The 11,842-nt window shown below is 58.6% G+C and carries 12 protein-coding genes; 9 read left to right on the forward strand and 3 right to left on the reverse strand.

Annotated elements, in window-relative coordinates:
• Together BG52_RS08925 and BG52_RS08930 are read left to right on the forward strand one after the other, a co-directional pair.
• Nucleotides 1–566 (forward strand): MqnA/MqnD/SBP family protein (locus BG52_RS08925; RefSeq protein WP_036582231.1); only part of this gene is annotated, 566 nt, incomplete at its 5' end.
• A gap of 327 nt (nucleotides 567–893) precedes the next feature.
• Nucleotides 894–2,393, forward strand: coding sequence for an IMP dehydrogenase (locus BG52_RS08930; protein WP_036582233.1), 1,500 nt, complete (start codon nucleotides 894–896; stop codon nucleotides 2,391–2,393).
• 67 nt (nucleotides 2,394–2,460) lie between these two features.
• Here BG52_RS08930 and BG52_RS15400 read toward each other — a convergent pair whose 3' ends face one another.
• The gene (locus BG52_RS15400) at nucleotides 2,461–3,279 is read right to left on the reverse strand and encodes an HNH endonuclease (protein WP_036582236.1); all 819 of its coding nucleotides are present in this window, start codon (nucleotides 3,277–3,279) and stop codon (nucleotides 2,461–2,463) included.
• Nucleotides 3,280–3,496: 217 nt separating this feature from the next.
• Between BG52_RS15400 and BG52_RS08940 the strand changes: the two genes are divergently transcribed.
• From BG52_RS08940 to BG52_RS08950, 3 genes are read left to right on the forward strand one after another with little or no spacing between them, the layout of a single operon-like run.
• Nucleotides 3,497–4,129: a class I SAM-dependent methyltransferase gene (locus BG52_RS08940; RefSeq protein ID WP_036582239.1), complete on the forward strand. Its 633-nt coding sequence runs from the start codon at nucleotides 3,497–3,499 to the stop codon at nucleotides 4,127–4,129.
• Nucleotides 4,130–4,157: 28 nt separating this feature from the next.
• A complete protein-coding gene (locus BG52_RS08945; RefSeq protein WP_051587694.1) occupies nucleotides 4,158–4,391 on the forward strand; it encodes a YwbE family protein in 234 nt (77 codons plus the stop codon).
• Nucleotides 4,392–4,436: 45 nt separating this feature from the next.
• Entirely contained in the window at nucleotides 4,437–5,336 is a 900-nt protein-coding gene (locus BG52_RS08950) for a DMT family transporter (protein WP_036582241.1), read from the forward strand.
• 85 nt (nucleotides 5,337–5,421) lie between these two features.
• Here the strand turns inward: BG52_RS08950 and BG52_RS15405 are convergent, their stop codons facing one another.
• Both BG52_RS15405 and add read right to left on the reverse strand, forming a co-directional pair.
• Nucleotides 5,422–5,577, reverse strand: a complete 156-nt coding sequence (locus BG52_RS15405; protein WP_081793712.1) for a DUF1540 domain-containing protein — start codon at nucleotides 5,575–5,577, stop codon at nucleotides 5,422–5,424.
• 122 nt (nucleotides 5,578–5,699) lie between these two features.
• Nucleotides 5,700–6,731, reverse strand: coding sequence for an adenosine deaminase (gene add / locus BG52_RS08955; protein ID WP_036582243.1), 1,032 nt, complete (start codon nucleotides 6,729–6,731; stop codon nucleotides 5,700–5,702).
• 250 nt (nucleotides 6,732–6,981) lie between these two features.
• On the opposite strand from add, the gene BG52_RS08960 reads away from it, so the two are divergent.
• From BG52_RS08960 to BG52_RS08975, 4 genes are all read left to right on the forward strand, one after another.
• Entirely contained in the window at nucleotides 6,982–8,112 is a 1,131-nt protein-coding gene (locus tag BG52_RS08960) for a BMP family lipoprotein (protein WP_036582245.1), read from the forward strand.
• Between the two features lie 110 nt (nucleotides 8,113–8,222).
• The gene (locus BG52_RS08965) at nucleotides 8,223–9,749 is read left to right on the forward strand and encodes an ABC transporter ATP-binding protein (RefSeq protein ID WP_036582248.1); all 1,527 of its coding nucleotides are present in this window, start codon (nucleotides 8,223–8,225) and stop codon (nucleotides 9,747–9,749) included.
• Nucleotides 9,746–10,822, forward strand: coding sequence for an ABC transporter permease (locus tag BG52_RS08970; RefSeq protein ID WP_036582250.1), 1,077 nt, complete (start codon nucleotides 9,746–9,748; stop codon nucleotides 10,820–10,822). The genes BG52_RS08965 and BG52_RS08970 overlap by 4 nt, the downstream gene beginning before the upstream one ends.
• 13 nt (nucleotides 10,823–10,835) lie before the next feature.
• Nucleotides 10,836–11,789 carry an ABC transporter permease gene (locus tag BG52_RS08975; RefSeq protein ID WP_036582287.1) on the forward strand — a complete coding sequence of 318 codons (954 nt, stop codon included), beginning with the start codon at nucleotides 10,836–10,838 and terminating at the stop codon, nucleotides 11,787–11,789.
• Nucleotides 11,790–11,842 lie beyond the last annotated feature (53 nt).

Genomic DNA, 11,842 nt, shown 5'->3' on the forward strand with positions numbered 1-11,842 from the left:
CCGAGCCGGCATGGCTGGCAGGGCGGCGTGTGGCGGTCCCGAGCGACCGTTCGACTGCTTATCTGCTGTTCCGGCTGTGGGCGGCGCAGAGCATACCTGACGGCGTAGGCGAGATCGTCGTCATGCCGTTCCACGAAATTATGCCGGCGGTCCGCGACGGCCGCATCGATGCCGGGCTCGTCATCCACGAAGCGCGGTTCACTTACCAGAACTTCGGGCTGACGCTTATGGCCGATATGGGCAGCTGGTGGGAGACGGATACGGGCCTTCCGATTCCGCTCGGGGCGATCGTTGCGCGCCGCAATCTCGACTTGGCTGCGATCGCCGGCTGGGTGCGCGCATCGGTCGACTATGCATGGGCGCATCCCGAGGCGTCGCAGGCCTATGTACTCAGGCATGCGCAGGAGATGTCTCCCGAGGTAGCGCAGGCGCACATCGATCTGTACGTGAACGAGTTCACCGCCGAGCTCGGCGGCCAAGGATTTGAAGCGGTGTACGCGCTTCTCGGCCGCGCCGCGCAAGAGGGTCTTGTACCCGAGGTGGATCTGGCGCTTATAGGCGTGTAGCTCAGAGTGAAGGGCGCCGGGGGGGGATTGACGACCGAGCGCGCGGGATGAGCGTCAGCCGATCGTGATTTTTTACGGGAATAGCTCCCGTTATTCTTCTGGAAAACCTCTGTTGTCCGGGCAATGTGCCGAATGAGAGGGACGGCCGGTTCCATGCCCCGGATGACGTGCGTGATTGAATTCGAAGTCCTGAATGGCGCGGGTCTCGACCGCATTTCCACTCCGCTGCAACAGCGTGGTTTGGCTGTATGCGGACTGGCTTGACCGCTCCCCGGTTCGGTGATAGAATTGATAAAATTTACGCACCGGATCGGAGGAAGATATAGAATGGCAACCTATTATACGGAGCCGTCAAGGACGTTCAGCGAGTATTTGCTTATTCCGGGCTTGACGACCAAAGCGTGTACGCCGGCCAATGTTCATTTGAAGACGCCGCTCGTGAAATTCAAGAAGGGCGAGGAGTCGGCCATCCAGCTTAACATCCCGTTCTCGTCGGCCGTGATGCAGGCCGTGTCGGACCATCATATGGCGGTGGCGTTGGCCAGAGCGGGAGGCATTTCGTTTATTTTCGGCTCGCAGTCGATTGAGGAAGAGGCGAGAATGGTCAGCAAGGCGAAGTCGTGGAAGGCCGGTTTCGTAGTCAGCAAGTCGAATCTGACGCCGGAGCATACGTTGGCTGATGTGCTGGAGCTGAAGGAACGGACGGGGCATTCCACTGTGGCGATTACGCAGGACGGAACGCCGCGGGGCAAGCTGCTCGGCATCGTCACAAGCCGCGATTACCGGGTCAGCCGCGATTCGTCGGCGAAGCAAATCCGCGAGTTCATGACGCCGTTCTCGTCGCTCGTATACGGGCAGTCAGGTTTGTCGCTTGGAGACGCGAACGATCTGATCTGGGAGCACAAGCTGAACTGCTTGCCGATCGTGGATGCGGATCAGAACCTGGAGTTTCTTGTGTTTCGCAAGGATTATGACGCGCATAAGGAAAACCCGCTGGAGCTGCTCGACGAGAACAAGAGCTACATCGTCGGCGCCGGGATCAATACGAAGGATTACGAGGAGCGCGTACCGGCGCTGGTGGAAGCGGGCGTAGACGTGCTGGTCATCGACTCCTCGGACGGCTACAGCGAATGGCAGTCCGATGTTATCCGTTACGTGAAGTCGAATTTCGACGTGAAAATCGGGGCGGGCAATGTCGTCGACCGCGAGGGCTTCCGCTATTTGGTTGATGCGGGGGCGGATTTCATCAAGGTCGGAATCGGCGGCGGCTCGATTTGCATCACGCGGGAGCAGAAAGGGATCGGACGCGGTCAGGCGTCGTCCGTCATCGAGGTGGCAGAAGCGCGTGACGAATATTTCCGGGAGACGGGCATCTACGTGCCGATCTGCTCCGATGGCGGAATCGTGCACGACTACCATATTACGCTTGCCCTCGCGATGGGCGCGGATTTCGTGATGATGGGCCGCTATTTCGCACGCTTTGACGAGAGCCCGACGCGCAAGCTGAAGGTGAACGGCAGCTTTGTGAAGGAGTTCTGGGGCGAAGGCTCCAACCGGGCTCGCAACTGGCAGCGTTACGACAGCGGCGGCAAGTCGAACCTGCTGTTCGAGGAAGGCGTCGACTCCTATGTGCCGTATGCCGGCAGCCTGCAGGAGAACCTCGACAAGACGATCGGCAAAATCAAATCGACGATGTGCAACTGCGGCGCTCTCTCCATTCAGGAGCTTCAGCAGAAGGCGCGCATTACCCTTGTCTCGGCCACGAGTCTGGTCGAGGGCGGAGCGCATGACGTGATGCTCAAGGAAAGCGGCATCTCCGGGGATTGATACGAACATAAGCAAAAAGCTTCTGCCCGTTGGAGTTCCAACGGGCAGAAGCTTTTTGCCGCAGCCGTCAATCCTCCGCGCTCATGAATTCGTCCAGATCGCGGTCGGCTTTGCTTTGATTGCACAGGTTGCAGGCGGTGACGCAGTTGATCGGCGTCGTGTGGCCGCCTTTGGCTCTCGGCAGCACATGGTCGATCGTATCGCCGTATTCGCCGCAGAAATGGCAAGTATAGCGGTCGCGTGTCAAAATGTATTTGCGGAACGCCTTGTTGCTGTACAGCCGTCGAATCGTATGGCGGTTGACGACAACGGCCGCATGCTCGTTCACGAGCGTGACCGCCGTCTCCAGATCCGTCTCCTGGTGCCAGCGCCTTCCCTTGTCCGTCTTACCGCGCATACGAATAATGCCCTGCCTGGTCGGCACCAGCACGGAAGCGTCCGGCCCGTCCGGCCGCGGCGGGGGCTCCGGCATCGGTCGGACCGTCCGGATTCGGGGCGCCTCAGGCGCTGCCGGCAATTCCGCATCGATGATGGGCTTGCGCGAACGCCGGCTCCGGCGCTTGCGTTTGCGCTTCCGCTTGGGCGCAGGCGCATCCCCTTCGGCATCGTCGGACGGCAAGGGGTTCAGGTGCGGCTCCGGCACATCGCTGTCGGGTGCCGTGGTAAAGTCGTCAACGCCAGAGGAGCCGGCGTTGTACCGCTCCTCCGCATCAAGGTTTACAGGTGAAAGCGATTCCGCTTTTCTCCGTTTGCGGCACTCCCGGCAAGCCCCGCGGCGGGACTGGGCGCCGGAGCGTTTGCCGGTGCGCCGGAGGAAATCGGACAATGGCTTGGGATCGCCGCAATGTGCGCATACTTTTATGTGAATCGTCATCGTATCGTTCATCGGCTCATCGACGACCGGATCTTCCGGCCAGCCTTGGTGTTCACCTCAAATTTCATGTATTGATCCATCCCTGTTCTCATTATACAGAAATACCGCCGACAAGCCCACCCCATCCGCATGACTTCGCACACACAGGTCGGCAGGGCTTGACTTCGGTACGCCCCCGTGCTATATTTTGTGCCCATTGAACACAATTGGTCAGGAACGGGTGAACGACATGCTGGAGTGGACCGGAGAGCGAATCATTCCGAAGGAGCTGAAGCCGACGAACGGCATGCTTCTGGAGCATATCGCCAGGTATTACTTTGCGTTTCCCCATGTGAGGGGAAGAGTGCTCGATCTCGCCTGCGGCACGGGCTACGGCAGCCATATGATGGCCAAGGACCGCAAGCGTGAGGTGACGGAAATTGTCGCCGTCGACAACGACGCGGATACGATCCGGTATGCGGAGCGTGAATATCACCATCAGAAAATAACGTATCGCCAAGGCGACGCCGTCGATCCGGACCTGCCGGACAGTCTCGGCTTGTTTGATACGATTGTGAGCTTTGAGACGATTGAGCATGTGAGGGACGAATCCGCTTTTATGCAAAATCTCGAGCGGATGCTTCGTCCCGACGGCACGCTCATCCTGTCGAGTCCGTTCGGACGGGGCAGGGGGATGCCGACGAGCGAGCCTTTTCACGTCCATCAGTTGACGCCGGCGGAATTCGCGGGGCTGTTCACCCGTTATGAGCAGGTAGAAATCTATTATCAACGCGGGGTTGTGTTCGAGAAGCCGCGCGAGGGTATCCGTTATTTTATCGGCATCGCGGTCTGCATGAAACGCGCCGCCGAACAGATGCCATGACCAAAAGGAGACGATGGAACGTATGAGCTTGGACGGACAGAACCGCAGCCGGATACGCACGGGTTTGGAAGTGGATATCGTGCTGAAGCAGGATCAACGGACCGGTAAAACGACACGCGGGGTCGTGAAGGATCTGCTGACGAATTCGCCGACCCATCCGCATGGCATAAAGGTGCGGTTGACCGACGGGCAGGTCGGCCGCGTGAAACGGATTCTGACCGGCGGAACCGGGGAACAAGAGGGCCGGATAGACGGTCAGTAGCAATAAACGTAAACTTCCGAAAATGAAAACGGAGAGAGAAACCATATGAAATCGTATTCATATACGCTGCTGGTTGTCGGCACTACCTTCCTGATGGGAGTGGCGTTTCCGATCGGCGGCATCGGCATGCGTTATGCCTCGCCGCTGCTGCTGATGAGCCTGCGTTTTCTGGTCGCCGGCGTGTTGATGGCGGCATTCGTCGCAGCCGCGCGCCGGCGTCAGCCCAAGGGGCTGAAGCAATGGCTTCAGCTGCTTCTTATCGGCTGCTGCCAGACGGCGGGTGCTCTGGGCCTGGCCTACTACGCAATGCACTGGATCACCTCGGGCGAAGCGGCGATTCTGACGTTCCTGAATCCGCTGCTCGTGATCGTACTCAGCACGCTGCTGCTGGGCGCGCGCTACGGAATCGCCCAATGGCTCGGTGTCGCGCTCGGGTTAAGCGGTGTCGTGGTGACGTTCGGTTCCCGCCTGAGCCTGGAGCCGGGCATGATCATCGGCTTTATGTCCGGCGTATCGTTCGCCGCCGCCACTTTGCTCGTCCGGCGTTGGGGCGGGGGGTTCGACACATGGGTCATGACGGCCTATCAAATGCTGCTCGGGGGACTGGTGCTTCTGGCAGCGAGCATGCTGCTGGAGAAGCCCTATTTTACGCTTGCGTGGCCTCCCGTTATGATCGTGCTTGGCTTGGCCGTATTCTGTTCCATCGTGCAGTTCTCTTGCTGGTACTACCTGCTGAGCATCGGCGATCCGGGCAAAACGAGCTCTTATCTTTTTCTTGCTCCGATGTTCGGCGTATTATCCGGCTGGGCGCTGCTGGGCGAGAAGCTCGAATGGTATGTCGGCGCGGGCGCGTTGCTCATTGGCGCGGGCATCTATCTCGTAAACCGTCGGTCGGCAGCGGTTTCATCCGTTCTCAGTGATAATCATGCTCATGAACGGGTATAGTATACTCAGGAGCGCAAATACGGTCGAAACGTTCGACAAAAAGGCAGCCCTGCCAGGCTGCCTCCACGTCAAGTATCCGTTTGTGTCAAATCTTCGGTTCGAATGTTTTGCAGTCTGTTTCCTCCGAGTTGTGCGCTTGCTTGCCGCGGTGGCTGACTACATAAATCGAAGTTGCGTTGCATTTATTGCCCGTGCCCCAATATTTGCACGAGTTCACTTCGCACAGAACGTCTTTGGCCATGGTTCTCACCTCCTATCCGTTTAGGATAGTCCAGGATCAGGGCTTATTATACGTTACCTTCTTGTAAACAGCCCTGCCCGCCTTGGCTGGCGTATACCTGCAAATCTCGCATAGGAGCGATATCAACACGAGATGCCCAGCGCCTCGATGCGGCGCTTCATCTCCCGCACCAGCTCAGCCTTCTCTTCCTGAGGCAAGAAAGCCGCTTGGGCGCCGTTCAGCGCAAGGGCGGCCAGCTCGGATGGCGTAAAACCGAAGCGTGCGGCGAGTTCCCGGAATTCCCGGGTAATCGTCGTTGCCGATACCGTCGGATTGTCGGTATGTACCGTCACGGTGACGCCTTGTTCGATATAGTCGCGAATCGGGTAATCGTCCCACCCGGACACGGCCTTGGTCTGAATATTGCTGACCGGGCACATCTCCAGCGGGATGCGGCGCTCCTTCACGAGCTGCATGACTGCGGCGTCCTCGCGAATCCGCACGCCATGTCCGATCCGGACCGCGCCCAATCCCTCGATCGCTTCCCGAACGTTCCCGGGACCGCCCGCCTCGCCGGCGTGAATCGTCGCGGGAAGCCCCAGCTTTGCCGCCATGGCGAAAACGCCGCGGAACAGGCCAGGCGGAAACCCCGCCTCATCGCCGGCCAGATCCACCGCCACGACTCCTTGGCCGGCAAAACGCGCCGCCGCCTCGACGGCCCGCAGGTTCGTCGCTTCGTCGTGGTGGCGCATGCATATGACGATGGCGCGCGCTTTTACGCCGAACCGGGCTTCGCCCCGCCGCAAGCCGTCCAATACATGCCGGATAGCGCCGTCCGCGTCCAGTTCTCCGTTCGTATGAAGCATCGGCGCCCACCTAACTTCAATATATAAGCAGTTGTCGGCTGCGGCCGATTCAACCGTTTCGTAGGCAACGCGTTCCAATGCCTCGCCCGTCTGCAGCATAGGAAGGACAAACCCGAACTTCTGCAAGTATTCGGTCAGGCTTGCTGTTGCCTCGCTTGCCTGCATATACGGAAGGAGCTCGCGCGGATCGTCGGCAGGAAGCTGCACACCCTGAATGCGGGCGAAATCGAGCAGCGTGGAAGGCCGGACGCAGCCGTCCAAATGCAAGTGCAGATCAACCTTGGGCATTTCCGCGATCATATCCATCATACCGCTCCTTTTAGCGGCGCTTAAACGGGGAAACCGCATGTCGATCCCGACGAATCGCGCCATGTTTTTGACCCAAATATAGCGGTTGGGCGGGTTGGTGTCAATGTGACGCGATCCCACTGAGGGACAAGGGCGGCGGGGATTTATGAAAATTCATAACCTGAATAATGCTGTCCACAAAATGTCGAGAATGGGTTATAATAAGGGGAGTTTTGGTGAAATACATATGATCCCAAGGGGGCACTTGAAAATGAAAAGAAGATCTGGCATGCTGGCGGTTTTGGTCCTGTTAATGGGTCTGCTTGCGGCCTGCGGCGGCAGCAACAACGGAGCAAACGGCGGCACGAACGGAGCAGCCGGCGGCGAAGGCAATGCGGCGGAGCAGCCGAAGGCCGATTTCAAAGTAGGCATGGTAACAGATGCCGGCACCATCGACGACAAGTCGTTTAACCAGGGCACGTGGGAAGGCATACTGCGGGCAACCGAAGAGCTCGGTCTGGAGAACAAGTATCTGAAACCGACCGGCACGACAGAAGCCGATTACACCAAAGAGATCGGCAACCTGTACGACGCCGGCTTCAAATTCATCGTTACCCCAGGCTTCAAGTTCGAGACGGCGATTTTCAAGGCCCAGGAAAAATATAAGGACGCCAAGTTCGTGCTCATCGACGGTGCGCCGAAAGACGATAAAGGAAATGCAGCAGTCGGCGAAAATACGGTTTCCATTTTCTTTGCGGAGCAGGAGTCCGGCTTCCTGGCCGGCGTGGCGACCTCGGTTCAAATTAAAGAAGGCGATGTAGGCTTCATCGGCGGCATGGAAATTCCGCCGGTGCAGAAGTTCAACTGGGGGTTCCAGCAAGGCGTGAAATACGCGAACGACAATCTTGGCACCAAGGTTGCGATCAAGAAAGAGAACGTCATCTACGAGGGCACATTCTCCAACGTAGCGGGCGGCGGTCAGTTGGCGGCATCGATGTACGACCGCGGCGTGAAGGTTATTTTCGCGGCGGCGGGCGGTGTCGGTGTAGGCGCGATCGACGAAGCCAAGAAGCGCGCGGCAGACGGCAAAGAAGCCTGGATCGTAGGCGTCGACGTCGACCAATATGCGGACGGCGAATATGCAACGGGCAAGTCCATTATCCTGACTTCCGCGATGAAGAAAATTGATCAGGCCGCGTACGACATGATCGCAGCGGAGGCCAAAGGCGAGTTCCCGGGCGGCCAGACGCTGATTTTCGACGCGAAGAACGACGGCGTGGGACTTCCTGCCGAGAACCCGAACCTCAGTGAAGAGGCGGTCGCCAAATCGAAGGAAGTGTTCGAGAAGCTCAAGGCCGGAGAAATTACGGTTGCTGCCGAACAAGGAGATTTGATCAAGTAAAGCGAATGTAAAAAGACAATACAAAAAGACGGAGGCTCCGTCTTTTTTTGTATGTAAAGTTTGTTGGGGGATTATTCATACCATCCTTCTTGGAGGAGGAGATTCTTTCGATGGATTACGCGGTGGAAATGCTCGGCATACGCAAGGAGTTTCCCGGAGTCGTCGCCAACGACGACATCACGCTGCAGCTAAAGCGGGGAGAAATACATGCGCTGCTCGGCGAGAACGGAGCAGGCAAATCGACGCTCATGGGCATTCTGTTCGGTATGTATCAGGCCGACCGCGGCACGATCAGGGTCAACGGCAAAGAAGTGCGCATCGCCAATCCGAACGTGGCCAACCGCCTGGGGATCGGAATGGTGCATCAGCATTTCAAGCTGGTCGATACGTTTACGGTAACGGAAAATATCATCCTCGGCAGCGAGAACAGCAGGTGGGGTTTTGTGCTGGATACGCGCAGCGCGAGCAGACGGATTGCGGAGCTCTCGCGGAGGTACGGCTTAAACGTCGACCCTGATGCCAAAATCGAGGATATATCGGTCGGTATGCAGCAGCGGGTGGAGATTCTGAAGATGCTGTACCGGAATGCCGATGTGCTGATATTGGACGAGCCGACGGCCGTTCTGACGCCGCAGGAGATTCAAGAGCTTGGCGCCATCCTGAAAAACCTGATTCAGGAGGACAAGTCGATTATTTTGATTACGCATAAGCTGAAAGAAATTAAGGCGTTCGCCGACCGCTGCACGGTTATCCGACGCGGCAAAACGGTCGGAACGGTCGAAGTGGCTGCGGCGAGCGAAGCGGCAATGGCGGAGATGATGGTCGGCCGGCAAGTGTCCTTTAAGGTGGAGAAAAAGCCGGCTTCGCCGGGCGATGCCGTTCTGCAGATTGACTCGCTGTCGGTGAAGAACAATAAGCAGGTGCTTGGACTGAACGGCGTATCCCTTGAGGTGCGCTCGGGGGAGATTGTCGGTATTGCAGGCGTGGAAGGCAACGGGCAATCCGAGCTGGTCGAGGCCGTCACGGGCCTGCGCAAGACGGAGTCGGGCGGCATTCGCCTGAAAGGAAAGGATATTTCGGGACTCAGCATCCGCGACCGCAACGAAAGCGGCATCGGCCACATTCCGGAGGACCGGCACAAGCGCGGGCTTGTTCTGGATTACACGCTGGCGGAGAATATGGTGCTTGAGGTGTATCATCGCGATCCGTTCTCCCGAAACGGCATTCTGAACAAGTCGGCCATCCGCTCGTATGCGGAACGGATTATCGGCAGCTACGACGTGCGTTCAGGCCAAGGCGCGGCTTCGGTTGCCCGCTCTTTATCCGGCGGCAACCAGCAGAAGGCGGTTATCGGGCGCGAGATCGAAGGCGATCCCGACCTGCTGATCGCGGTTCAGCCGACTCGGGGGCTGGACGTCGGTTCGATTGAGTACATTCACAAACGGCTGATCGAGCACCGTGACCGGGGCAAGGCCGTGCTGCTCATTTCGTTGGAGCTGGACGAGGTGCTGAACGTTTCGGACCGGATTGCGGTTCTGAACAACGGCGAATTGATCGGAGTCGTAGAGGCCTCCGAAACGAACGAAAATGAGCTCGGTCTGATGATGGCCGGCGTGAGGAAGGGGGAGACCGCATGAGAAACACCATCGTTTCCCTTCTGGCCGTCGTGTTCGGGCTGCTTGCGGGTGCGATCCTGATGGCCGTCACCGGACATAATCCGATCGAAGGTTACACCTATTTGATGCAGGGCGGCTTGAAAAACACGGAACGGCTCGGCAACACGCTGGCAACGGCGACACCGCTGATCTTCACCGGATTGTCGGTCGCATTCGCATTCCGCACCGGCTTGTTCAATATCGGCGCAGCCGGCCAAATGCTGATCGGCGGCCTGTGCGCTACGGCGATCGGCTTGACCTTCGATTGGCCGCGTACGGTCCTGCTGGCCGCGATGGTGCTCGCGGGCTTTATCGGGGGCGCCGTGTGGGCGTTCCTCCCCGGCCTGCTGAAGGCGAAATATAATGTGCATGAGGTCGTCTCGACCATCATGCTGAACTGGATCGCCTTCTGGACCGTGAATTACGCCGTTCCGGCCTATTTCAAGGCGGAGTCGCTGGAGACCGAGTCCAGGATTCTGCCGGAAGCGGCGACGCTGCGAGTGCCCGGCTTGACCGAGATGTTCGACGGCTCGTACATTAACCTCGGCATTTTCCTCGGGCTGATCGCGGTCATCGTCATGGCGTTCCTGATCGACCGAACGACGCTGGGTTATGAGTTGAAGGCAGTCGGCTTCAACCGGCACGCTGCGGAGTACGGCGGTATCGCCGTCAATCGCAGCATCGTGGTGTCCATGCTCATTTCGGGCGGCCTTGCCGGACTGGGAGGCATGGTGCAGTATACGGGCAACGCGGCCAATATCCAGATCGGCATCCTGCCGTCCCAGGGCTTCGACGGTATCGCCGTCGCGCTGCTAGGCGCAAATTCGCCGGTCGGCGTTCTGCTGGCCGCCATCTTCTTCGGCCTGCTCTATTCGGGCCGGGGCTTCATGAACGCGATGACCGAGGTGCCGCCCGAAATCGCGGATTCGATCATTGCGATCATCATCTATTTCGCGGCGACCAGCATTCTGATCGAACGGCTTGTGCGCAGATTCAAAGGCAGGCTGCCGTTGAACCGGTCTGGGACCGCGCCGCAGCAGGGGAAGGGGGAGTGACGATATGGGCGAATTGTGGACGATACTGCAGCAGATCGCGCCGTATGCGATCGTGTTTACCATCCCTCTTCTGATTACGGCGCTCGGCGCGTTGTTCAGCGAACGGAGCGGGGTCGTCAACATCGGCCTAGAAGGCTTGATGGTGGTCGGGGCGTTTATGGGCGCATTCATCGTATTCCGGCTTCAGGAAACGATGGACAACAAGGCCGCTGCCATCTGGATCGGATTGCTTGCCGCCTTCGCGGCGGGTGTCGTGTTCTCGCTGCTTCATGCGTTTGCAAGCATCAATCTGAGCGCGAACCAGGTCATCAGCGGCACGGCGATCAACATGCTGGCCGGAGCGCTGACCATTTTCCTCTCCCGCAATATGACGGGCAGTGGCAACATTCGCATCCAGCAAGGTTTTCTGCCGTTTGACATTCCGCTGCTTTCCGATATTCCGCTGCTCGGACCGCTGCTTTTTACGAAAACCTATTGGACCACGTGGCTTATCCTGCTCATCGTGGCCATCAGCACCTTTACCCTGTACAAGACGCCGTTCGGACTGCGGCTGCGTTCCTGCGGGGAACATCCGCATGCGGCCGAGGCGGCGGGCATCAACGTAAGGGGCATGCGCTATATTGGGGTTATGATATCCGGCGGCTTCTCCGCGCTGGGCGGGGCGATTATTATTATGACGTTCTCCGGCGAATTCTCCGGAACGGTGTCGGGGCTCGGGTTCCTCGCGCTCGCCGCGTTGATCTTTGGCCAATGGAGACCGCTGGGCATTCTTGCGGCTACGCTGTTTTTCGGATTTGCCAGCACGGTCGCGAACGTATCGCAAGCGATTCCGTCGCTGGCGGTCATTCCGCCGTTCGTGCTTAAGGTTTTCCCGTATGTGGTGACACTGATCGCGCTCGTCCTGTTCTCGAAGACGTCCAGGGCGCCGAAGGCGGCCGGAGAACCGTTCGACTCGGCCAAGCGGTAGGGGGGGGCCGGGCTCGACTTTTGATTCCTGACATTGGATCATGGGGAGGCGGA

It is taken from the genome of Paenibacillus darwinianus, from assembly GCF_000598065.1.
Lineage (GTDB): Bacteria > Bacillota > Bacilli > Paenibacillales > Paenibacillaceae > Paenibacillus_I > Paenibacillus_I darwinianus.